The sequence below is a fragment of the Bacillus sp. EB01 genome (genome assembly GCF_000613125.1).
GTDB lineage: Bacteria > Bacillota > Bacilli > Bacillales > Cytobacillaceae > Bacillus_D.
The window spans coordinates 3,753,496-3,775,611 of sequence record NZ_HG964497.1; the positions used below are offsets into that span (position 1 = coordinate 3,753,496).

A 22,116-nucleotide genomic window follows, 5' to 3' on the forward strand; every position below is an offset into this window, starting at 1 on the left:
AGTCAATCCTCCCTTTCAATGAAGACATTAGGAGGAATGTGAATCCCTGAATTCTCAAGCCGTTCATAAAACTTAGGGCGCACGCCAGTCGGCACAAGCCTTCCGACATACTTTCCGGCTTCATTTAATCCGGTCTGTTCATATACAAAGATGTCCTGTAGAACAATGACGTCTCCTTCCATCCCCTGAACCTCAGTGATATTGGTTATTTTTCTTGAGCCGTCCTTTAGCCGGGACTGCTGGATGATGACATCGAGTGCTCCCGAGATTTGTTCGCGGATCGCTTTGATAGGAAGTTCAACTCCACCGAGCAGCACCATGGTTTCTAACCTGGAAATCATATCTCTTGGCGAATTGGAATGGCCGGTTGCCAATGAACCATCATGGCCAGTATTCATTGCTTGGAGCATGTCCAATGCTTCCGCGCCCCTGACCTCCCCGATGACGACACGGTCGGGCCTCATCCGGAGAGAATTCCGGACAAGATCGCGTATTGTAATGGCGCCTTTACCTTCTATATTGGGCGGTCTAGACTCAAGTGAAACAACATGGTCCTGGCCAAGCTGTAGTTCAGCCGCATCCTCAATAGTAACAATACGCTCGTCATTCGGAATAAAATTCGAAAGTACGTTGAGCGTTGTCGTTTTACCTGACCCTGTTCCTCCACTTACGAAAATGTTCAGCCTCGCTTTTACGCAAGCATCAAGAAAAATTGCCATCTCCTTCGTGATTGTTCCAAAATTAATCAAGTCTTCAATTTGAAAAGGGTCTTTTGAGAACTTACGGATTGTGATTGTCGGGCCGTTCAATGCTAGAGGAGGAATGATTGCATTTACCCTTGACCCGTCCGGAAGCCTTGCATCAACCATCGGTGAACTCTCATCAATCCTTCTGCCGATTGGGGCAACAATTTTTTCAATAACGTTCATGACATGCTCATTATCGCGAAAAGTAATGTCTGTCAGGATTAGCTTCCCTTTTCTTTCACAGTAAACCTGATTGGGTCCATTTACCATCACTTCCGAAACTTCTTCATCCAGGAGGAGGGGATTGATCGGGCCAAATCCTGTAAGGTCATTGATCAATTCTTCCACAACTAACTTACGGTCAACGATTCCCCGGAAAGAATCATCATCTTTAATAGCCTCCAGCGCCATTCCATCCAACTTTGGAATGATAACCTCAACTTCTTCATCCTTCAGTTCCTGAAGAATGCGTTTATGAAGGATACTTTTTAATTCCTGTTGTTTGTCCGCCTGCTTCTTGCGGATTGGTTGAATTGCATGCTCTCTGGGAAGTTCAATGGTTTTATGATTTTCTAATATTTCGGTCTTCATGGCCGGGATTGATGAATTGGAGGTCTCCATTGGCTGAGGCCCGAGATCGAATGGAGCTGGATTATTTTTTTGATTAATACGATCCAGAAGCTTCATTTAGCTGTTCCCCCTTTTTTTCTCCAAGGAAATATCGAAATTGATTTTCCCTTTTTCTTAATAGCTGTACCGGAATCATTGGATCCGATTATTTCAGCCATTTTAAAAATGGATTTCGCAATCTCCGATTTGGAATGGCTTATAACAAAGGGGGTTCCCATATTCAATGATTTAGAACAAATTTGAAAATCATTCGGAATATAAATAGGCGCCTCTTCACCTAGAATTTTAGCTCCGTCCTCTGCTTTAATGACACTCTCCATATTAGCCCTGTTCAGAACAACTCTCACTTTGTCGCGCAAACCGAGGATGCCGAGTGTTTCCAGTAAGAGCTTCGTGTTCTTCATCGCTGCCATCTCGAGAGTGGCAATGACTAGGATTTCATCTGCTTTCTCAATCAGATTCAGCGTCTGCTCATTTAAACCGGCTCCTGTGTCACATACAACAAAATCGTTTCTACTTAAAAGAAAATCCACCATTTTTGAAACTGATTCCTTTGTAAGAAGATCAGCAAATTCAGGACGGTCGGGTGCCGGAAGAACACGTACCCCGCTGGTATGTCTAGTCATGTATTCCTCTAACCTGTGTTCATCGAGGGAAGCGATACTTTCCACAGCCTCCTTAATTGTAAAGCTATGCTGGAGGTCCATCGCAAGGGACACATCGCCGAACTGGAAATCACCATCGAGAATGGCGACAGTATTGTTCCCTTTAGATAATGATACGGCTAGATTGACTGAAAGGATTGTACGGCCGATACCACCCTTTGCACTACAAACGGCTATCATCCTGCCATGGGCTCCCGGAGAGTTTCTTTCTAAAGTTGTCATTTTCTCTACCCTCCCATTAAAATGATTACCAATCAATTAGCCTTCATTTTCATTCTCCAAAGGGCTTCCGTCGTCGTTCATTGCCGGCCGTGTATGAAGGATAAAGTGTATTTTTCCTTCTTCCGAAGAATTGATAAGGTTAAATGCATCGTCCGGTTTTAATTCTAACGTAACCGTTGTATATTCCTCAGGCTGTTCTCCCTCTTTTTTCTCTTCCTCTGGAATGATCAATTTACGACCAACTGCAAGGACCCTTGCATTTTTCAGAAGCACTTTCGTATTTACTTTTGGTTTATCAGCTTTTGCTTCCTTATCCTCTTTGGAAAAAATGACATCGACTCTGTCTTCAGCTTCAATCAGATTGGATACGGATTGAGGAAGATTTACCGAAACAGCAACCGCCCGATAGCCTTCCCTTACTTTACGGGATACATATACGGTTTCATCCTTTTGCGAAAGGAGGCGGTGGGCGAGGATCGGTTCGCCTTTGTCAATTTTGGCCCCCGCCAGCTTCCCTTCCGCTTCCGAAACCGTTTTTAGCGGCTGCCAAGTTACACTTTGCTGAGGCACTTCTACAACCTCAAGTTTCTCAGCTGTAATTTTCTCATTTTTATTGATGATATCCTTTGCAACAAGTATTTCTTCCATTGGTACAGAAGCTCCTGAAGCCGTTTCCTGTGTTTCATACTTGGACATGTATTGAAAAAATAATGCTGTCGTGATAACGCCCATCACGAGAGACAGCAGCATGATTGTTTTTGAACGCATTTTCTCTCACCTACTCTGTTAACCGGATGATATAAGCACCTTTATCTAGGCTTCCTACTTCAGAAAAACCTGTACCTGCTCTTTTTATGAACATGCCGGTGATGGATGTGTCATTGCTACTCATTGGCTGTGTAATATAGAAATATGCAAAACCAGTGACCTGTACAGCTTTCAGCTGGTTGGAAGTTTTATCGTACTCTTTATAGACAGGGATAAGAATAATTCGGGAACAATTTCTTTCACTTACATCTTCAGGGAGGTAAGTACACCCTTTGACCAGTTCATTGACGACTGATATTGTTTTCCCGGCAATATTACCGGTTTCCGTGTTTAGAATAGCCCCAACTTTAATTTCATCCCTGTAACCATATTGGAGATTTTCTTCATATGTCCTCGCACCCGGTCCACCTAGAGCCAGGATCCCAAAGTTTCCGCTTGAAACACCCGTTTCATCTGTTTTTAATTTATATTCTTTATAGTATTCAAGAGGGACTCTCTCATCGATGCCAAGCGGGGCAGCACCTACAGCCCTGCCCATCGGTGCAATTGAGGCCGCAGCGGCCGCTTTTACATCCACAGCTTGAAAGCCCAAAAGCCCTGCAAACGATAATGGCATTCTTTTTGATAGATTTACTTGCACTTTCTTTTTCTCCAGAATTGCCAAGCCTTCTAAAGAATCTGGTTCTTTATGGGAAGTTAAAATATTGTTTACAACCTTTGTTACCTTTTCTTCAGTATTCGTTAACTCCTGCGCCCCTGACAAAGCTGCTGCATTCGCGACTTTTTGGAGTTTGCTTTTTGTCATATACAGCATGCTACCGTCAATTGCAAGCCCGGTTATACAAAGCAAAGCTACCATTGAGAGCGCTACAAGAACAATCGCACTTCCTTTTTCGTCCCTGCGAAATTTTCTCATCTCTGTATCCCTCCTTACTCAACCCGGATCGTTGACTCTGTTTCGGCATATAACGGAGATGGGAAGAGGCTTGATAATAAAGGAGTGTATAACTTTAAAGGATATTTAAGCTTAACTTTTATATAATTCCCTGATTTTCCTTTTGTACCAGGCGCAACTGCAACTGGTTGTAAGGTGTTATCCGAAAGATAAGAGATTTCGACAATCAGCTTGCTGGAATCTCCAAGATGTACATAGTTTTTGGCAAATGAAGTGATTTCGACATCCGTCTTGCCAAGACCGCCCTTCCTGACAGTTTCCTGGGCTGCCATTTGAAGATGGGCATAGGAATACGTGACACGGCCAAAATCAAGAATTCCTACAATTAACAGCAACAAAAGGGGCAAAACAAGCGCTGTTTCCACTAAGGATTGGCCGCGCTCATCCTTTCTCATAGCAGCATTCCTGCCCGGAAGAATTGTATGACTGCCCCTGCTGCGATCGCTACACCGTATGGGTAGGTAGCTTTCATGGAATCTTTATCAATCAGAACAGGAATCTTAAAACCATTTACTCTCCCTATTAGTGAAAAGAACAGGTTTTTTATCAACTGTTTAGGGCTTTTTTTAACTGCAATAATTAGCAGAGCGAATAGTCCTCCTGCAATTGCCATGTAAATAGCAGACAATGCCACAAACTTAGCCCCCATCAGCGCGCCAATCACTGCAAGCAATTTGACATCCCCGGCGCCCATCCCTCCCATCAAGTACGGGATCAACAAAATTCCGAAACCAACAAACGTTCCAAACAAGGCCATTTCAAGCCCGTCCCATCCGCTTGTTATCCCGTTTACCAGGAAGGCAATTATTAAGAAAGGCAAAAGAACCTTATTATAAATCCTGCGCTCTCTAATATCAGTGATTGTACAAATTAGCAGAAGCAGGAAAAGCAAAATCGCTTGAATCATAGGAAACCCTCTTTTCTTGCAGATGCTTTGATTTAAAAAAGCCCCACGTTTTAAAACAAACGCAAGGCTTTTCCTTTTAACAACAACAAAAACATTCGAATTGAAAATATAGAAAGAGATTTCTTTATTACTCAGTCCTAGTATCTGCATCTGTAAGAGCAGTTTTGGCATCTTCAAATAGATCAACTATTTTTTCTCTAAAACCAACTAGTACAGCAACAACACCCAGCGCAATTACACCCAAAACCAAACCGTACTCAGTCATACCTTGTCCTTGTTCTTCTGTAAGCAATGCTTTCATTTTTTTCATCATTCTCAAAAACTCCCTTTTTAGTTATATTTGTAATTAATTAATAGATAAATAATGACCAACTTTCAGTTCTGCATTCCGTATTGTCCCGGATGGAAGCTCGAGCACCGATTTTGATTTTCGGTGTACTTTTCCAATCTTTGCAGGATTCATGTCTTCATCCAGGCCGACTATTTCGTTGTTTCCGTCCAAATACACAACGTCGATTGGATATTTCATGAAGAATGTGTGGATCGATTGGCAGGGCTTGATCAACAGGCCGTGTCCTGCTGGCAGATTTTTTGTAAACATCAGCCCCTTCAGCCTTTTGAAAAAGCTATCGGCGCATCCAATGTTGTCTGCAATTTCCGTCCCGTTCGACAGATTCACGACCTTCAATATTTTCACCTCCGAAAAAATAAAATGACCCCGCCTTTACCGAAAGGGGGATCATGGGAAGACATACCTATGGTGCACCCTGATCTTTCGGTAACTGGCTGGCATAGTACTTAAGTACCTTAGCCCCTTTAGCTTTGCGTCACTGATTTTCATCAGCTTTGCCTTTATCGAGATACAGTGCAATTCTTGTCGACTGTTCTCTTACACTCATAGTAAATCGTTTATGGGGGTATTAGAATCAGACTTTTTCACTATTTTTCAGGAAAAATTACTAGTGAAAAACACCTATTTTATCTTATAACCCTCAGAAATTCAATTGTTTCCTCTTTGCCTTTTAAAATATGGATATCATTACCAGTTGTTGCACTAAGCTTTTCTAGCAGTTCCGGCGCTTTTTTTCTATTAAATTCGGCAACCCATTTAACAAATGCCCATTCGAGTTTTTCAGGACATCCTTCACCAATATCAGGGCGTGATTTCCCATGGTACTGAATCCTTCTCCTAATAATCCCGTATAGGCATCGGAGTGTTGAGTAATGAAGAAAGATAATTGTATCTGCCTTTTCCAGCCGGGCGTCCATTGTTCCACTGAAGTTTCCATCAATAATCCAACAATCCTCTGCTAGAATACTATTTTGGATTTGCTGAAATTCCTCTCTGTCGGTTGGAACCCAGCCAGGCTTCCAAAATAACGTGTCTAGATGATGCACTGGAATACCAAGCTTTCTGCCGAGTTCTTTGGCAAGAGTACTTTTACCGGCTCCGCCACTTCCGATAATCATAATTTTCTTCTTCATGCCCTTTCCCCCTTGCGTATTTTTTGCCGGGATAAATACGTAAAACTTCTCCAAACCCATTCAACCGGGCCAAACCTGAATTTCTGCAGCCATAACCTGCTTAAAAATACCTGAAGCAAATAGACTGCTATGACAATCAATACACCTTGAAAAAGTGTTACCTTTCCATACAATCCAAGGCCGTAGCCATAAAAGATAGTTGTTGATACAAGAGATTGGAAAAGATAGTTAGACATCGACATCCGCCCGACATTTGAAACAAACCCTTTCCCAGCGCCTCTTTTTTCAGTATAAAGTGCCACAAGCCCGGCATAGGCGAATGCCAGTAGAGGCCCGCCAAAGAAATCCTGGAAAAATTCAGCTGGATAGCTGCCAGGTATAAAATAAGGAAGCAGCTTAATTAGCAAGCCGATGAATAAAGCTATAAAGGTCACTATCCTCAATTTATTTAACTGTTTAGACGCTTCTTCAAGCCATTTTAATTTTGAAATCGCCGCTCCTATCAGGAACAACGGAAGGAGAGAAAACAGCAAAATTGGAGCTGTTTCAGGATTGTTGTTGGAAAGCCACTCTTCCGTTCTCATCCGGGTTATTTCAAGGAAAGAGCCTTGCCCATAGATGCTTAACGCCTTTTCCGCTTCTTCCGGCTCATATGAAACGGCAGCCCCAGGACTAAATAAATCGGCCACCACTAACAACAAGCCCAGCATAAGGTTAGGAATGGCATACATACCAATCCCCACAGCGAGCAACGCCTTTCCACTCAAGCGAAGAAAAAATAATGATAAAAAGCCGATAACTGCGTATGTAATTAAAATATCGCCTGGCCAGATAAAGAAGGCATGGATAACTCCCACAACTAATAAGAACAATAATCTTCTTAAAGCAAGGCTGGAAAAACTGCCGCCCCTTTCAAGTACGCGCTCCCTTGTCAATTCGAGCCCAAAGCCGAACAGCATTGAGAAAAGCGGATAGAAGCTAGCCTGGGCAAATATATCAATTCCGATATAGACAATTCGGTCAAGACCGCTCTCCCACCATTCCAAAGGATCAATGAACATGAATGGAGAATGGAAGGACATCATATTGACGAAATAGATACCTAGAATCGCCAGACCTCTCATTGCATCCAATGATGCTATTCTCCCCTTTTCCCTAGTAGGTCTCATTAAGTCTTTCATTCATCCATCCCCTTGCAGCTTCATATAATAAGTTTTCATTATACCGGAAAAAACATCCATTGGAACACCTTAGTAAAAATCGGGCAAATTGCTCACATATACTGCCCATGTACATAGGATAAAAAGAAGAATGATGAAAAAGGGTGTAGTCCATGCCAGCAATTGTTGGAGTTGTCCAAGTCATTTCACTTGGAAGCAGTTCAATTTTCAATATCGGTGATGTATATAGCATATCCCCGGTTTCAAACGCAAAGACGTTTGCAGGTGCCGGCTCGTTCAATACAGGTGATGCCATCCAAAACCTCAACCATATAAGCTCGACAAATGTTAATGACACCGAAGGAATTGACCAGCCAATTACATTCAATGTCTAAGGAGGCCGGTAAATGAATATCTATATCCAGCAATCCATCCATATCCAAAGCATTCGAATCGGAGGGATTTCGAACTCCTCCGTCTTTCAAATTGGCAGTTCCGGCATCATTAAGCCTGCATCCTATCTTTCCAATACAGGCGGCTTTACGGGTCCTGCTCCCAAGGCTCAAAAGCCATTCCAGCCTGCGCCGCAACAGGACACAGGCGGCCATCTACCTATATCGCAAACGCCAGCGGTTCCTCTTTAAATACTTGAATATACAGAAAAGTTGAGGTGTGACCATGGATCTTTATCAGGCCCTTCAATGGATGCAGGGACAATTGCAAGTATTCAATCAAAGAATTGCCGTTTTGGAGGAATCGCTCCGCTGCGCTGAAGAGGAGATTAGACTCCTGAAGGAGAAGCCTACTATCCAGGTTGGCACTATTCAATATAAATTTGACCAGTTGAAAGTAGAATCACTAGAGGGCACCTTAAGTATCGGCTTGAACCCGAATGACCTACAGGGGATCGAGGAAATGGCAATTGCTGAGGGTCAAAATGGATTTCCAGGTCAGCCTGGGTCACCAGGGGATTTTGCTTCACCCGGCCAGCAGCGATTCGAAGGAAATCCCGGATATAATCCACAACCAATTCAGCCCATCGATCCAACCAACTTCATGCAGAGAAGCACAGAAATTAATGATGCAATCCATACGTATCTCGAGCAAGAGCTTCCATCCAGACTTGGGCATCTCCAGGAAGAATTGGGGCTCCCCAAATCCGATGACTATCTTTCATTTATAAAAAGTGACGTAAAAAAACAGCTTCCCGGAAGAATTGAATCACATATAAGACGGGCAAGTGCTACAGGCCAAGAGGTTGAAAATGAGATGATCCTCTCTGCTTTGAAACAGGAAATTGAAAACGGAATCCGGACATTCCTTGCTAATCTACCCGATCAATTGAAAGGCGGATCCTTATGATTTTTCAAGTCTATAATAAAGAACTGGCGGTGGGCAGCATTAAGGTTTTAGGTGTGTCAAGTTCATCGATTCTTTTGGTTGGGGATGCCCAAACAATCCTGCTTGCCTCCGCTTTTGATACCCCTCCAGAATCGTTAATTATTGGCCCATTCGTCCCGCTTGCTCCAGAGGGAAGCTAATGTTACAGCGGTCGTCCTCTGTAAACAGTATTATTGTTGAATCAGTCCAATATTCCTCAACGGTTCAACTAGGAGACACATCGATGATAGATGGGATATCAAGAGCCCTCGCTGTTCACAGGGAGCAAGAAATTTTTTTTAGTAGCGAAGGGGAATTCACTAAATTTCCTGTATTTTACAAAGAAATTCCACTTCCGCTTATTGATGAGCCGATTCAACTCCTTTCTTTTAATGAAAATCCAATTATTAAAGTCGGATCCATAAAAATAAACGGTATTTCGTCAAGCTCCTTCCTCCATGTTGGTAATGTTAATCACATTAGCCTGGAGGGAAGAGTAAAACATATCCGCCAGCTTGAAGAGCGCGATGATTACCAGTAAGGCCAGCAGTAAAATCAAACATGACAGTAAAGTGAGGCGATCCTATGCCAGCACTCATTGGTCCTATTCACATCAATAATGTCAGTGGAGGGACAGTTCACTTTGGTGACGCCCTAAATATTTCACCGAAAAGCTCTTCAAAATCCTTTACAGGGGCAGGCAGTGCTAATACCGGTGTGTTAATTGGAACAGGAAGTGCTGTAAGCGGCACAAACGTCCTTGATACAAAATTGCTAGACCAGCCGATGACAGGAAACAAATAAATGGCATGAACCAATTGGTTCATGCCATTACCTTTTTCTCCTGGCTGACTTGCTTACTCTCGGAAGGCGGCTAGCCGGCTGTTTTTTAATCCATTTTAAAAATTTGGCTATCTCGGGGTCAGCCTTCAATCGCTCAATTGTAGATAACCTTGCCGCTAGTTCTTCATTAGAATAGAGAGCGTGAATCTGTTTATGGCATGCTTTGCATAGGTCTGCAGTAGGCATGAAGGTTCCGCCCATCTCTCTTGGTGTCAGATGATGAACCGTTGTTTCAACTTCCTTACGCAAACAAAGCTCGCATTGGCCGATTGCAGATTTCATCACACGCCCTCCATCCTTATGACTTACTACAAGCCTTCCCTTTCAAGCTTTAATATATGGGCTCCATCAAAGAAAAACAGATACCGTTCATCAACTTGGCGGCGCCAGATTTTTTCAAGCGCTTTGGTATATAGCTCAATCTGCAGCCTGTAACGCTCTTCAAGGATTGGAGCCGCACCTGCCCAGCCGCTATGGAATCGGCCGGTAATCCGATCCGATTTGAAATCAAGCATAACAAGCCCCTGGCTATCTTCAAATACGCAGTCAATAATACCCTGGATGAAAATTTGCTCATTTTCATCCTTCCAGCCGGGATAAACCTCTTGCGCCTGAAGTGAAGCGGTGAACGGAACCTCACGATAAAGTTTATCTGCTGAAATCATCCGTTTTCCGATTTCAGTTTCAAAAAAGCGGACAACAAGCTGCGGGTCGATGACTTCGGCCTGTTCCTCAGTAAGAAATTCTTCTGAAACCATACGCTTAACGAGCTCTCTCACCGATTCATCCGTAATTGGTTCTGCAAGATTAACGTGCTGCATAACACTGTGAAGGGCTGTGCCTCGTTCAGCAGGGCTAAGTGACTTTTCCTGCATGAACCTCGGTCTGTCAAGGATCGTCTTTCTCGTTTTTCTAAGGATTTCAGTACCACTTTGCTCATCAGCAATTTCCCGGTTGCGCTTCATTTCCGATACGGTCTGTTTCGCCCTGTGGCTGGAGGCATCTTTAAAGGCATACTCCCAGGTTAGCCTGCCGACGACTTCTGTTTCCTTTTGTGACGTAATCGGGACAGGGCGCATCTCCTTGACTGCTTCAAGCATACCGTCATTTTCCAGGCTGTTTTGTTCCGTCTCCAGCTGGATGTCGTCAGCTTCAATTATTTGCACTGCCCATTTGGAAGAATCCCTGCATATGCTTTCATCCACCTCAGGGCCAATCTCCTTCCTGCGCAGCTGAAGGCAATCGGCATGGCGGACAAGCGCTGGACCTATCCAGTCAAAGTAGCCATTGGCAGCGGCCCTTTCGGAGTCACTGAGCAGCCAGTCGCGATGGACGGTAATATCTTCCCATTGTTCAAGTTTTTTGTTTACATCCATGATTGTCGCAACCATATAGAGCTTTTCTTTTGCCCGTGTCATCGCTACATATAGGACGCGCATTTCCTCAGCAAGCATTTCCATTCTCTTTTTCCGCTTAAAAGCAAGCTGCGGGAGTGATGGGTAGGCAATCCGTTTATTAGGATTGATGTGTTTTGTGGCAAACCCGAACTCCTTGTCAAGCATATAGGAACTGCGGATATCCATCATGTTGAAATTCCTGCCTAGCCCCGCAATGAAAACAGCAGGGAATTCGAGTCCCTTGCTTGAGTGGATTGTCATAATCCGGATAACATCTTCCTGTTCACCCAGCGCCCTCGCCGCACCGAGGTCATCTCCCCGGTCCATCATACGTTCAATGAATCTCAGGAACCTGAACAATCCCCTGAATGAAGTCTCTTCATATTGCCTTGCTCTGTCATAAAGGGCGCGCAGGTTTGCCTGGCGCTGTTTTCCACCCGGCAATCCTCCAGCAAAGTCATAAAAGCCTGTATCGCGGTAGAGCTGCCAAATCAGTTCCGAAAGCGAGCCTTGTCTTGCCAGCGACCGCCAGTCTTCAAGACGTTGACTGAAGCGGCGGATTTTCTCATGCATCTCCTCTCGCCCTGTTGGAGAAGCTTTTTTGCAAAAAGCAATCACGCTGTCCCAATAAGAGCCTTTCTTATCCTGGATTTTAATAAATGCGAGCTCTTCTTCATTCAGTCCAATAATTGGAGAGCGCAGTACCGCAGCAAGCGGAACATCTTGATACGGGTTATCAATGACCCTTAGCAAAGACATCATGATTGCGACTTCAGTTGCTTGGAAGTAGCCTGTCGACAAATTCGCGTAGATTGGCAGACCTTGCTGTTTGAACTCTTCCATGATTTGCGGTGCCCATGTCATTGAGCGGAGCAGGATAACGATGTCACGATAACGGATGGGCCTTGATGTGTCTGTTTTTGCATCGTAGACAGGCCGGCCTGATGCAATCATTTCCTTAATTTTCGCAGCCATCACCCTGGCCTCAAGCTGCGATTGCTCAAGATCTTCAGCATCAAGCAACTCACCATCAAACTCTTCCACTGTGTCTTCTTTATCACTTTTCGCGCCTTGATCTATGACGAGTAACTCAACCGGGAATGGCTCCGCAGGATACTTCGCGCCCTCCTTGAGTTCAGCTGACTCATCATAGACAATCTCGCCAACTTTTTCACCCATGATTTGCCTGAACAGATAATTGGTCGCATCCAGGACTTCCCGACGGCTCCGGAAGTTTCGGGCAAGGTCAATCCGCAAGCCTTCGGATAAGGTACCTTCTTTTGAAAAACGGTTATACTTTCCAAGAAACAAATTGGGCTCAGCAAGCCGGAACCGGTAAATGGACTGCTTTACATCGCCGACCATAAACAGGTTGCCTGATTGTCCACGGCCTCCGGAAACGAGCTGCAGGATCGTCTCCTGAACCATATTTGTATCCTGGTATTCATCAACCAGGACTTCACGGAACCGCTCTTTGTAAGCAAGTGCCGCTGCTGAAGGAATCCTGTTCCCTTCTTCGGTTTCCCCTTGCCCAAGGATATCAAGGCAATAATGCTCGAGGTCAGAGAAATCGACCAAACCTCTTTCCCTCTTGGCTGCTTCAAACCGGACGGCAAATTTCGCCACGAGCGAAACCAGGGTTTCAATGACCGGTTTCATATCAGCCATGTCCCGGAGGAAGCTTTCAGGCCTTCTTGAAAAAAGTTCATCTCGAAGGTCGTTGACAATTTTTTTAGCCTTATCTCTGAACTTACCGGCTTTTTTCTTTAATTCATCATCAACTGTTCCCTTCCTGATCGAACTTGCCTTAGCAAAGGTATAGGATTGCATGGCTACATAAAGCGCATCCCATGAATCGCTTACAGCCAGCATTGAATCAATCAGGTTTATATCTTGAACAAACGCCTCGGCATGGGGCGCCGGCCCATCAGGAAGCTTTGAAACCGCCAAAGCCTTTTCCGCAAAATGCCTTGCACTTTTTAGCTGAAGCTTAATGTCGAACAAAAGTGCGTCAATGAAAGGCAGTTCCTCTACCTTTGATGTATTTGAAGTATCGTACATTGATACAATGGCCTCAAGATAGCGTTCAGGATTTGGATTTGACCGCGCAAAATCAAACATGTCAGAAACGATTTCCAGAAGTGCTTCGTCAGTCCTGTCCGAGGTAAACGTGTCAACAAGATGGAAAAATGGTTCATTGCCCTTTGTGCCATATTCCTCTTCAAGCATCGCGTCCATCACTTCATCCCTTAAAAGCTGGGCTTCTGTGTCATCGGCAATCCTGAAACCGGGGTCAACATCTATCAGGTAATAATATTTCCTTACAACATCGAGGCAGAAGGAGTGAAGTGTTGATATCGACGCTTTGTTCAGCAGGCTGAACTGCTTGCGAAGATGGCGGGATTCCGGATTTTCATTTATCGCCTTTTCAAGCGCATCACCAATTCGGTGGCGCATTTCAGCAGCAGACGCATTGGTGAAGGTTACGACAAGAAGCTGGTCAACATCAATGGGATCGTCTGGTGAGATGATTTTGTTGATAATCCTTTCAACGAGGACAGCAGTTTTTCCAGAACCTGCCGCCGCCGCAACAAGGATATCGGTATCACCGGCCATAATGGCCTTCCACTGGTCATTCGTCCATTTCAGCCCTTGTGGCATCGGCGGTATGACAACCTTACTCATTTTCGTTTACCTCCTTTCGGATCAACTCAATTGCTTCCTTGTCATTCTTCGGAACAAGCCTGCGGAACTTCGAACCTTCAATCGACTCATCGAATTGGCAGACAGGCTTATAGGAACAGAACTGGCATGGATTTTTATCCTTCATCCTGTACGGGTCTATTCCAACTTCTCCAGAAATAATTGCGTTACCTGTATCTTCGTATACTTTACGGACAAATTTCCGCAAATCCTGAATCTCATCAGCTGTGGCCGTTTTTGAACCACTTCTGATTGAGCCGTCTGCTTTAATGCCCGCGGAAATGATATGGGACGTGCCGGTCTCAAGGCTCTTATCCATAAGCCTGATAACTTCCGCATCCTCAAGGACAAGGCCGCTCATTTTGAATTGTTTAAGTATCTCCTGTTCAAGCTCATCTTCGTCCATATTTTTCTTGGCTGAAATCATCGGGTTATGGACGTGGAAATAGAACACCCCTGCAGGCTCGGCATCCCTTCTCGTAAGCTCGGCTGAATTCGAAATGGCAATATCGAGATAGGTGAGCATCTGCAATGCTATACCGTAGTAGACTTCAGAGAGATTTAATCCTCTGCTGCTGGACTTGTAATCAATGACCCTTAAAAACAGCTCTCCGTTTTTCCCTTCGCCGCTGTCAATCCGGTCAATCCGGCCTGCAAGCTCCATCCTGCGGCCATTTTTCAGGCCAAATGTCAACGGAGGCAGCTGCCCGCCGCGGCCGAAGCCCACTTCAAGGCCGATTGGCTCAAATTCACTCAGTTTTGAATGCTCGCTTAAGACTAGCGACGCCCTGGTGATAATTTGTTCAAGCTTCCTTTTAATATAGTGATGCCTCTCTGAACTTAGCAATATCTCATTCTGAAGCCTTGGGGCAATTGCCTCAACAGCCTGTTTTGCCAGCCTTTCGCATTGTCCCCTGGAAAGCTGGGCCCAGGCAATGTTCTGTTCTTTGACTGTTTCTGCTATATACTTTAATGCCGCATGAAACAGCTCGCCAATATCCGGTGCCTCCAGCCGATAAATCTGTCTTTCACGAAGCTTCAGGCCATGCTGGATGTAATGAGAGAACGGACAGCTGTTGAACAGCTCCATTCTCGAAACACTTCCCTGGATATCTTCTCCGTACAGCTCTTCGGCAAGTTCCGGCGGCAGGCTGACTGTCCTGTTTGTGTAAAAAAGGCTTGATAGAACTGAGCGCGCCCGGTCTCTCCAGACCGGATTTTCAGCAAAATAATTATAAACATCCCACCAGAAGGTATATACAGGGTAATTTCTTTGCTTCTGCTGAAGCTGTGAAGTGAGGTATGACAACGCTGTACCCTTGTTTGAAACGAAGGCAAGCTGGTCGTCTTCAAGCTGGTCAGCAGGGTCTGCAGCATACACGCATTCCCTCGCATCCGGAAACAAATCTATTATCCTGGAAATATAGGAAGATGGGATAAGCGATTTACCTTCCGCGTTCGCTAGCGGATAGCTCACATAAAGCGCATCAGCCGGTGTTACAAATGCCTTGTATGCCAGGAAGTTTTCATCAAGAAGACGCTCGGTGCTGCTAGGCCCGAGTTTCAGCCCTGTACCAAGAAGCAGCTGCCTTTCGGTGTCGCCGATTATGCCGTCGTCACTGATTTTTGCAGGAAGAACACCATCATTCAAACCTATGACAAAGGCAACCTTGATTTCTGCCAATCTTGATTTATCAAGATTGGCCACCATGACCTGATCAATAGCCGGGGGAATCAAAGAAAATTCAAGTGCTTCTATCCCCGCATCCAGAATCGTTGCAAACTGCTGGGAGGTGACTTTTTCATCCCCCAGCATTTCGACATACTGGTCCAGGAGGTCAATAACCGCATTCCATACCTGGTCATGCTCTCGTCCCTTAATCAAGTTCCCTTCCCTTTCAGCTTCAGCCTTCCATCTTTCAAGCTTTGCAGGAATGTCGAGTTCTTCTAACAGCAAATAAACGGCTTCGCACATCTTCCGTCCCGAGTCGGCTCTTTTCAGGCGCCTTGACAGCCTCATCAGTGGAGCCGAAATAATCAGCCGAAGCTCATTTAACTCCCGTTCAATCCTGATTTCCTCATCGGTCTGTGTTTGTGAAATAAACTCGAGTCCGCGCACTCTTCTGTATTTCCAGCGGTCCTTCTTTGTCCATTTGCTTCCCTGGATACCGTGTGACAAGACATAATTCTCAAGCCTGTCCATCTGCCTGCGCGTGAAATCCGCATTGATTTCCAACGGGAAAAGCAGTTCGGTTTTGACTGCGCGAAAAACAGGCTCATAACGCCAATTGCCATTTACAGTTTCAAGCGCGGAGCGGATAAACTCGACAAGCGGATGGTTAAGCATCGTCCGCTTCTGGTCTATGAAATAAGGAATCTCGTAATCAAAGAATACCGGATCAATTGTTTCATGATATTCACGGCCGTTCCGGACAAGCACAGCGATATCTTTGTACCGATATCCCTTTTCCCTTGTAAGAGTCCTGATTTCCCTCGCAATTCCTTCAATTTCCGCCCGGCGGTTTACTGCCTGGATGATGGTTACATCGGGTACTCCATCAAAAGTGGCTGCGGGCCGGGAATCGAACTGGGCTTCAAGGTGCCGGAGCGACGGATTATTAAAGCGCTTTTGGCCTCCAAGGATAACCGGCTCTTCCATTTCAATATTTTCGTTTCTAGCCAGATCAAAGAAGGTCTTGCAAGCATTCCCCGACATCCTGAATAAATTCAGCTCATCCGGGGCCCTATCCGAACACGGCTTATCAAGGGTCAGGGTGACTGTCACCCTTTTACACACCTTCAGGAGCTCACTGATAACCCTGTACTCCTGCGGTGTAAAGCTGTAAAAACCGTCGATGTAGATTTCAGCATTTTTCAGGTAGGCGGACTGGGCAGTCTTCTCGGCCAGAAGGTGGAAATAATCCTCCGAATCTATGTACTTCCCGGATGCTGCCTCTTCAAAATGTTTATAAATGATTTCCAAATCGTGCATTTTATCCGCCAGTGATTTAGCATCAGTGCGGTTGGCATTCATCTGGGAACGCCCTTCAGCAAGCTTTTCAGGATCTATTAAATATCGTTTAAACTCAATGAGCATGTCTTCAACCTGAGAGATGAAGCCATTTTTATCCGCGGCGCGGCGAAACAGGATCAATTGGTCTTTTTGCTCTTCGATAATTTTCCGGATCAGCATGTTCAATCCGACACTGCTTAAATGGTATCGGCTTGAGCCTCCCGTTTCCCCTAGCACTCTCCAGGCGAGCCTTGAAAAACTATAAACCTGGGCACGAATCATACCTCCGATTGCCTCATCTGTTGCCAGCCTGTACTCCGACAAGAACGTCATTTGCTCTGGAACCAGATATATGATTGCGGGCCCCTCCGGACTCTCGATCAGCTTAGATTTAATTTCATCCAGGCAGGTCAATGTCTTCCCGCTCCCGGCTCTTCCAATCAGCATTCGTAGCGACATTGCTCATCCTCCGTCCTTTTTCTGCATACTCACTATTTTACCACAAAAAGGGTACAAATGTTTGCATTACACTATCCTGTTTGATACCAATTACTAGGATATTAAAATCCCAGCCAAACCGCTATTTCCTCAACCGCTGCAATCATGCCAACACAAAAAACCCAGCCACAGCCGGGTTTTAAATCAATCAATATACTAATTAGGGCGAAATTGCGACATCCTTGATTGGCCAATACAATAGATTAACCTTTCCAACTACCTGTTCAGCGGGAATAAAACCAAAATGGCGGCTATCCCAACTTTCGAGGCGATTATCGCCCATTACAAATAGCTTACCTTTAGGGACTTTCTTTTTGCCGGTCAAGTCGGTCAAGGTGAAATCCCCTGTCAGCGGCTGTCCAGGATATACTTGCCTGAATCTGTCCAGATAAGGCTCCTCGTATTCCTTCCCATTAATATAAAGCCTGTCATCCTTATATTCAATCTGATCACCAGGCAATCCGATAATCCGTTTGACATAATCTTCACGCTCATTAGCATGGAAAACGATTACGTCAAACCGTCCCAGGTCCCCTATTTGATAACCGATCTTATTGACCACAAGCTTATTTCCATCCTTCAACGTCGGCATCATTGATTCTCCTTCAACTACATAATTGGAAAAGAAGAAGGACCTAATGAAAATAAATATGACCATACCGACAGCAAAGGCTTTTAGCCATTCAAATGCTTCCTTTTTCCAGCCTGTCAACTTAATCGCCCCCGCGCAAAATCAATCCTGCTTTTCGCTGGCAATCGTCAATCTTCGTTCAATCTGTTTCCCTGCCAGCCACAGGATGAAAATGACTATCAACACAATGAGTGTTCTGAGCGGCTGAGTGAATAGGGAACGAATATCAGCTCCGATAAAGCTAATCATAAAAATCATCGCCATTTTTCCGGCAACAACAGCGAGCATATACTGTTTGGTGCTGACGTTTGAAAGGCCGGCGACTATATTAACGACCGCTGAAGGAGTAAATGGAAAACACAGCAGCAAAAACAATGGTCCAAATCCATGTCGTTCCACCCATTTCATCAACTTCCTGACAGTTGAATGCTTTTGCAGAAATGACAGGAATCGCCTTTGTCCGTATTTCCTAAATATAAAGAATACAAGAAATGCCCCAATGCACGCTCCTACCCAGGAGTATAAAAAGCCCAGCCACAGGCCGAAAGCACTTGCATTGGCCATGACAAATAGAAACAAAGGCAGAAATGGCAGAAACGCCTCAAGCATTGGTAATACAATCCCGGGTATAGGCCCGAAAGACTTGTATTCACGGATCAATTCCATGATATTCTCAAGTGTAAACCATGATTTTAATAATTCAGCATCCATTTGAAACTCCTTATTGCCAGCTTTCTTTTTTATATCCTTTTTGGGGCATATTTAATCTTTTTTAAAAAAACTTAACCATTTTGTAATATCGTTTTTAAATTCACCACAACTTCTAACGCCTATTTTTGAATGAATTCATGAAGGGCTTGTTTGTTTTTTTCCAAATCCAGTTGCAGGACCAACCCATCGCCGCTTACTCTTGCATCGGTATAACCGTTCTTGACTGGAATTCGAAGAGTTTCAATAGTACCTCTCCCGCCTTTCACAAAATCCATTGCCATAGAAATCATATCTCCCGTGTTCACATTCGTGTTGACAAAGGGCTGGACGACCCCAATCAGTTTTGGAAGCTTTGGAAGCATTTCAATGCTGGACAATTCCCCAGCTACCTTGCTCACAACCTTTTGCTGGCGTTCGACTCTGCCAAAATCGCCGACCGCATCATTCCTGAATCTGACATAGCCGAGTAAATGCTTTCCATCAAGCCTTTGCACGCCTGGCTCAAGCGTAACGCCAATGTATTTTTCCATTCTTTTTTCCACATCGATTTCTACACCTTGGGGGAATGCTTCATCAATAAGCTGGACGAACCCCTCAAAATCCACAATCGCATAATATTGCAAATCAATATCAAAGTTTTCCTTAATGGTTTGCCGCATCAACTCCGGGCCGCCCTCAAGAAAGGCCCTGTTAATTTTATGCTTACCGTGTCCTGGTATTTCCACATAACTGTCCCGCATTATCGATGTTAGCTTATATGTGCCTTTGTCCTCATTGTAATGGGCAATCATGATCGTATCCGCCCTAGAGTTTTCATCTCCGCGTGCGTCGCTGCCCAATAGAAGGATATTCGTTCCCCCATACTGGTCTTTTTTACCGGAAAATTTATATTCTACTTTTTCTTTATTGCCGATTTTCTCTAACGATTGATTGACGCCCTGCCTATATTGAATATACGAATATGCCGCAATACTAACAAAAAGAAGGAGCAGGACGGTTAAAAACGGCTTCCAAAAACGCTTCTTTTTTTGACCGTGCCTCTGTTCATACCTCATTAAGACCCCACCATTCCAGAAAAATGATTGTCTCCCTTATTAGGGGCTATAGGTCCATTCTATCAATTATTGTTGCTGTTTGCCTAATTTAGGCGAATGATGGCAGGATTCAGGCTTTTTTTTGAAGGTCTTCAAAGGTAAAAAGCCGCAAATGTGCGGCTTTCTGCAATCTTCTTATTTTAGATATTGGTCAAACCAGTCAGCGATATAATTGAGCCGCGCAATTCTCAAATTGGGTTTGCCGCTCCTTGACAGCTCATGGTTAGATTCAGGGAAACGGACGAATTTAGCTTCTTTGCCAAGCCGCTTCATTGCGATGAAAAGCTGCTCGGCCTGCTCAATTGGGCACCGGTAATCTTTTTCACTATGAAGAATCAATAAAGGTGTTTCAATATTTTTGACATAGGCAAGCGGTGAATGTTTCCATAGCTTCTCAATATCCTCAAGACCGGAACCGATTTGCCACTCAGTGAAATAGTAGCCAATATCGCTGACACCGTAAAAGCTGACCCAGTTAGAAATCGAACGCTGGGTCACAGCAGCCTTAAAGCGGTTTGTCTGACCGACAATCCAGTTCGTCATGAAGCCGCCATAGCTTCCTCCGGTTACTCCCAGCCTGTTTTCATCAATAAAATCATATGTTTCAAGTGCATAATCAACTGCCGCCATTACATCCTGGTAATCTCCGCCGCCATAGTCGCCGCGCACTGCATTAACATGCTCCTGGCCATAGCCATGGCTTCCACGAGGATTTATGTAAAGAACAGCGTATCCTCTCGAAGAAAGGATTTGGAATTCATTCATATAGGAGTTCCCATACATTGCATGCGGTCCGCCATGGATTTCAAGGATAAGCGGATATTTTTTTCCTTCCTCAAAGCCTGCCGGTTTCATAATCCAGCCGTTCAGGAAGTGGCCTTCACTTCCTTCAAACGTGAGCGGTTCCGCTTTTGAGAGAGTCCTACCCGTAAGGAATGACTCATTTACAGACGTCAGTCTTATGAGAGTGCCATCCGTTATCGTGAGCATGAACAAATCCCCTGGCTCGTGCGGCTTGCTGATGGCAACTGCAGCCCGCTGGTTTTTACTGTCTACTGACAGGCCATATACATGCTGGTCACCAAGCAGCGCCGGGTACAGTTCGCCTTCTGTATTCCCATAATAAACAACTGTATTGCCAAGGTCGCTTGCGATAAAATAAAAACTGCTGTTATCGTCAGCCCAGATAAAGCCGGGCGACACTGCACCCTGATGGAAATCGGCAGCTACGGTATCACTAGCCGTGGCGTCAAGCCCCTCAGTCATGCAGGTAAATACCTTTGTTTCCAAGTCATACACCCAGACGCGAGCGAGTGTTGCATTTTGGAACGTTCTTCCCTGGCCAATCAATCCAAGCTTCCGGCCATCCGGAGACCAGGATGCTTGCCAGAATGAAACATCCCCTGTCTCCAGCTGTGTTAATTCCGCTGTTTCAATATTGAAAAGATATAGCCCGAGCGTAAAAGATTGATCCTTGTCTTCGGTGAGATCAGCACCTATTGCCAATGTTTTGCCGTCCGGCGACCAGCAGTGGAGGTGATAATCTTCCTTACCGTCGGTCATCTGGCTGACTTCACCTGTCTCTACATCAACAACCGCAATTTGCGAATAATTCCCCTTCCAGAATCCAGAAGAATCGGACTTGTACTTCATTCTCGTTACTTCAAGAGGCTCCAATTCCTTTTCTTTTTTCTCATCTTGCTTGTCAGTTGCTTTCTTTCCTGTTTCAACCGACACCTGAAAGGCAATCCTGGTACCATCGGGTGACCATACCGGTCTGCCCGCGCCATTTTCAAGGTCGGTCAGCATTCTTGCTTCCCCTCCAGCTGCGTTGACAACATATAATTGATTTTTGCCGCTTCGGTTTGAAACAAAAGCCAGCTTTGTCCCATCTGGTGACCAGCGTGGCGAATGATCCCTATGCTTTCCATAAGTCCATTGAACAGGGCTGGCTTGTCCCTCCGTGCCCACTATAAAAATATTTGAGTAATACTCTTTCTTTTCACTGCATATTCCGGTTTCTGTATAGGCGCATAGCGTCCCATCTGGTGAAAGCTGCGGGTCAACCGCCGATTTAAGTTCAAGTAAATCCTCTGATTTAATACCTGTAAAGCCCATTCCAGTTCCCACCTTCTTTGTTGGTTACAAAATTATTTCGACAACAGAAATAGTTTTCCTGCAAAAATAATTCGTAATTTTAAATTTTTCTGCATACTCTAACAGAAAACAACTATAACGGAAGCGAATCAAGATATATTCATCATTTCCTTATTGCGAATTCATCTTGAATTTCGTATGATAAATACGA

23 protein-coding genes and 1 riboswitch are annotated in these 22,116 nt (G+C 44.7%); of the genes, 6 read left to right on the forward strand and 17 right to left on the reverse strand.

The window, feature by feature from the left end:
• Positions 1-2: 2 nt before the first annotated feature.
• The 10 genes from TY16_RS17455 to TY16_RS17500 form a co-directional block, all read right to left on the reverse strand.
• Complete coding sequence (locus TY16_RS17455; protein ID WP_081773025.1) at positions 3-1,433, reverse strand: CpaF family protein; 1,431 nt, start codon at positions 1,431-1,433, stop codon at positions 3-5.
• The gene (locus TY16_RS17460; protein ID WP_043933099.1) at positions 1,430-2,263 is read right to left on the reverse strand and encodes an AAA family ATPase; all 834 of its coding nucleotides are present in this window, start codon (positions 2,261-2,263) and stop codon (positions 1,430-1,432) included. The genes TY16_RS17455 and TY16_RS17460 overlap by 4 nt, the downstream gene beginning before the upstream one ends.
• Before the next feature lie 36 nt (positions 2,264-2,299).
• Positions 2,300-3,031 (reverse strand): Flp pilus assembly protein CpaB, encoded by a 732-nt coding sequence (gene cpaB, locus TY16_RS17465; protein WP_043933100.1) that lies wholly within the window; start codon positions 3,029-3,031, stop codon positions 2,300-2,302.
• Between the two features lie 10 nt (positions 3,032-3,041).
• Positions 3,042-3,947, reverse strand: coding sequence for a TadE/TadG family type IV pilus assembly protein (locus TY16_RS17470; RefSeq protein WP_043933101.1), 906 nt, complete (start codon positions 3,945-3,947; stop codon positions 3,042-3,044).
• A 14-nt stretch (positions 3,948-3,961) separates the two neighbouring features.
• Positions 3,962-4,381 carry a TadE/TadG family type IV pilus assembly protein gene (locus TY16_RS17475; RefSeq protein ID WP_052342780.1) on the reverse strand — a complete coding sequence of 140 codons (420 nt, stop codon included), beginning with the start codon at positions 4,379-4,381 and terminating at the stop codon, positions 3,962-3,964.
• Positions 4,378-4,893 (reverse strand): A24 family peptidase, encoded by a 516-nt coding sequence (locus TY16_RS17480; protein WP_043933103.1) that lies wholly within the window; start codon positions 4,891-4,893, stop codon positions 4,378-4,380. The genes TY16_RS17475 and TY16_RS17480 overlap by 4 nt, the downstream gene beginning before the upstream one ends.
• A 127-nt stretch (positions 4,894-5,020) precedes the next feature.
• Complete coding sequence (locus tag TY16_RS17485) at positions 5,021-5,206, reverse strand: Flp family type IVb pilin (protein WP_043933104.1); 186 nt, start codon at positions 5,204-5,206, stop codon at positions 5,021-5,023.
• A 33-nt stretch (positions 5,207-5,239) separates the two neighbouring features.
• Positions 5,240-5,572, reverse strand: a complete 333-nt coding sequence (locus TY16_RS17490; RefSeq protein ID WP_231505711.1) for a DUF192 domain-containing protein — start codon at positions 5,570-5,572, stop codon at positions 5,240-5,242.
• 95 nt (positions 5,573-5,667) lie between these two features.
• A riboswitch (cyclic di-GMP riboswitch) is annotated at positions 5,668-5,754 on the reverse strand.
• Positions 5,755-5,871: 117 nt separating this feature from the next.
• Positions 5,872-6,378 carry a DNA topology modulation protein gene (locus TY16_RS17495; RefSeq protein WP_043933106.1) on the reverse strand — a complete coding sequence of 169 codons (507 nt, stop codon included), beginning with the start codon at positions 6,376-6,378 and terminating at the stop codon, positions 5,872-5,874.
• Positions 6,375-7,559 (reverse strand): DUF418 domain-containing protein, encoded by a 1,185-nt coding sequence (locus TY16_RS17500; protein WP_043933107.1) that lies wholly within the window; start codon positions 7,557-7,559, stop codon positions 6,375-6,377. The genes TY16_RS17495 and TY16_RS17500 overlap by 4 nt, the downstream gene beginning before the upstream one ends.
• Positions 7,560-7,711: 152 nt before the next feature.
• On the opposite strand from TY16_RS17500, the gene TY16_RS17505 reads away from it, so the two are divergent.
• Genes TY16_RS17505 through TY16_RS17530 form a run of 6 tightly spaced genes read left to right on the forward strand, consistent with a single transcriptional unit; the run spans position 7,712 to position 9,722 of the window.
• Entirely contained in the window at positions 7,712-7,933 is a 222-nt protein-coding gene (locus TY16_RS17505) for a spore germination protein (RefSeq protein ID WP_043933108.1), read from the forward strand.
• 12 nt (positions 7,934-7,945) lie between these two features.
• The gene (locus tag TY16_RS17510; RefSeq protein WP_043933109.1) at positions 7,946-8,182 is read left to right on the forward strand and encodes a spore germination protein GerPB; all 237 of its coding nucleotides are present in this window, start codon (positions 7,946-7,948) and stop codon (positions 8,180-8,182) included.
• Between the two features lie 34 nt (positions 8,183-8,216).
• Positions 8,217-8,900 carry a spore germination protein GerPC gene (gene gerPC / locus TY16_RS17515; RefSeq protein WP_043933110.1) on the forward strand — a complete coding sequence of 228 codons (684 nt, stop codon included), beginning with the start codon at positions 8,217-8,219 and terminating at the stop codon, positions 8,898-8,900.
• A complete protein-coding gene (locus TY16_RS17520) occupies positions 8,897-9,079 on the forward strand; it encodes a hypothetical protein (RefSeq protein WP_043933111.1) in 183 nt (60 codons plus the stop codon). The genes gerPC and TY16_RS17520 overlap by 4 nt, the downstream gene beginning before the upstream one ends.
• On the forward strand, positions 9,079-9,459 hold the full coding sequence (locus TY16_RS17525) for a spore germination protein GerPE (protein WP_043933112.1): 381 nt from the start codon (positions 9,079-9,081) through the stop codon (positions 9,457-9,459). The genes TY16_RS17520 and TY16_RS17525 overlap by 1 nt, the downstream gene beginning before the upstream one ends.
• Positions 9,460-9,503: 44 nt before the next feature.
• On the forward strand, positions 9,504-9,722 hold the full coding sequence (locus tag TY16_RS17530) for a spore germination protein (protein WP_043933113.1): 219 nt from the start codon (positions 9,504-9,506) through the stop codon (positions 9,720-9,722).
• Positions 9,723-9,749: 27 nt separating this feature from the next.
• On the opposite strand, the gene TY16_RS17535 is transcribed toward TY16_RS17530, so the two are convergent.
• The 7 genes from TY16_RS17535 to TY16_RS17565 all read right to left on the reverse strand — a co-directional run bounded on the left by TY16_RS17535 (position 9,750) and on the right by TY16_RS17565 (position 21,926).
• On the reverse strand, positions 9,750-10,043 hold the full coding sequence (locus TY16_RS17535) for an HNH endonuclease signature motif containing protein (RefSeq protein ID WP_043933114.1): 294 nt from the start codon (positions 10,041-10,043) through the stop codon (positions 9,750-9,752).
• A 26-nt stretch (positions 10,044-10,069) separates the two neighbouring features.
• On the reverse strand, positions 10,070-13,843 hold the full coding sequence (addA, locus tag TY16_RS17540; protein WP_043933115.1) for a helicase-exonuclease AddAB subunit AddA: 3,774 nt from the start codon (positions 13,841-13,843) through the stop codon (positions 10,070-10,072).
• Positions 13,836-17,333 (reverse strand): helicase-exonuclease AddAB subunit AddB, encoded by a 3,498-nt coding sequence (gene addB, locus TY16_RS17545; RefSeq protein ID WP_043933116.1) that lies wholly within the window; start codon positions 17,331-17,333, stop codon positions 13,836-13,838. Before addB ends, addA begins: the two co-directional genes overlap by 8 nt.
• 199 nt (positions 17,334-17,532) lie before the next feature.
• The gene (gene lepB, locus TY16_RS17550) at positions 17,533-18,084 is read right to left on the reverse strand and encodes a signal peptidase I (RefSeq protein ID WP_442853227.1); all 552 of its coding nucleotides are present in this window, start codon (positions 18,082-18,084) and stop codon (positions 17,533-17,535) included.
• Positions 18,085-18,105: 21 nt separating this feature from the next.
• Positions 18,106-18,714: a TVP38/TMEM64 family protein gene (locus TY16_RS17555; protein WP_043933117.1), complete on the reverse strand. Its 609-nt coding sequence runs from the start codon at positions 18,712-18,714 to the stop codon at positions 18,106-18,108.
• Between the two features lie 119 nt (positions 18,715-18,833).
• Positions 18,834-19,769, reverse strand: coding sequence for an LCP family protein (locus TY16_RS17560; RefSeq protein WP_043933118.1), 936 nt, complete (start codon positions 19,767-19,769; stop codon positions 18,834-18,836).
• 174 nt (positions 19,770-19,943) lie between these two features.
• The gene (locus TY16_RS17565; RefSeq protein ID WP_043933119.1) at positions 19,944-21,926 is read right to left on the reverse strand and encodes a S9 family peptidase; all 1,983 of its coding nucleotides are present in this window, start codon (positions 21,924-21,926) and stop codon (positions 19,944-19,946) included.
• Between the last annotated feature and the right edge of the window lie 190 nt (positions 21,927-22,116).

Coding starts and splice junctions, on each gene's coding strand:
- TY16_RS17505 (WP_043933108.1), top strand. CDS start 7,712: ATGCCAGCAATTGTTGGAGTTGTCCAAGTCATTTCACTTGGAAGCAGT.
- TY16_RS17500 (WP_043933107.1), bottom strand. CDS start 7,559: ATGAAAGACTTAATGAGACCTACTAGGGAAAAGGGGAGAATAGCATCA.
- TY16_RS17510 (WP_043933109.1), top strand. CDS start 7,946: ATGAATATCTATATCCAGCAATCCATCCATATCCAAAGCATTCGAATC.
- TY16_RS17525 (WP_043933112.1), top strand. CDS start 9,079: ATGTTACAGCGGTCGTCCTCTGTAAACAGTATTATTGTTGAATCAGTC.
- addA (WP_043933115.1), bottom strand. CDS start 13,843: ATGAGTAAGGTTGTCATACCGCCGATGCCACAAGGGCTGAAATGGACG.
- TY16_RS17530 (WP_043933113.1), top strand. CDS start 9,504: ATGCCAGCACTCATTGGTCCTATTCACATCAATAATGTCAGTGGAGGG.
- TY16_RS17495 (WP_043933106.1), bottom strand. CDS start 6,378: ATGAAGAAGAAAATTATGATTATCGGAAGTGGCGGAGCCGGTAAAAGT.
- TY16_RS17485 (WP_043933104.1), bottom strand. CDS start 5,206: ATGATGAAAAAAATGAAAGCATTGCTTACAGAAGAACAAGGACAAGGT.
- TY16_RS17480 (WP_043933103.1), bottom strand. CDS start 4,893: ATGATTCAAGCGATTTTGCTTTTCCTGCTTCTGCTAATTTGTACAATC.
- TY16_RS17460 (WP_043933099.1), bottom strand. CDS start 2,263: ATGACAACTTTAGAAAGAAACTCTCCGGGAGCCCATGGCAGGATGATA.
- addB (WP_043933116.1), bottom strand. CDS start 17,333: ATGTCGCTACGAATGCTGATTGGAAGAGCCGGGAGCGGGAAGACATTG.
- TY16_RS17470 (WP_043933101.1), bottom strand. CDS start 3,947: ATGAGAAAATTTCGCAGGGACGAAAAAGGAAGTGCGATTGTTCTTGTA.
- TY16_RS17520 (WP_043933111.1), top strand. CDS start 8,897: ATGATTTTTCAAGTCTATAATAAAGAACTGGCGGTGGGCAGCATTAAG.
- TY16_RS17535 (WP_043933114.1), bottom strand. CDS start 10,043: ATGAAATCTGCAATCGGCCAATGCGAGCTTTGTTTGCGTAAGGAAGTT.
- TY16_RS17455 (WP_081773025.1), bottom strand. CDS start 1,433: ATGAAGCTTCTGGATCGTATTAATCAAAAAAATAATCCAGCTCCATTC.
- TY16_RS17555 (WP_043933117.1), bottom strand. CDS start 18,714: ATGGATGCTGAATTATTAAAATCATGGTTTACACTTGAGAATATCATG.
- TY16_RS17475 (WP_052342780.1), bottom strand. CDS start 4,381: ATGAGAAAGGATGAGCGCGGCCAATCCTTAGTGGAAACAGCGCTTGTT.
- gerPC (WP_043933110.1), top strand. CDS start 8,217: ATGGATCTTTATCAGGCCCTTCAATGGATGCAGGGACAATTGCAAGTA.
- cpaB (WP_043933100.1), bottom strand. CDS start 3,031: ATGCGTTCAAAAACAATCATGCTGCTGTCTCTCGTGATGGGCGTTATC.
- TY16_RS17560 (WP_043933118.1), bottom strand. CDS start 19,769: ATGAGGTATGAACAGAGGCACGGTCAAAAAAAGAAGCGTTTTTGGAAG.
- TY16_RS17565 (WP_043933119.1), bottom strand. CDS start 21,926: ATGGGCTTTACAGGTATTAAATCAGAGGATTTACTTGAACTTAAATCG.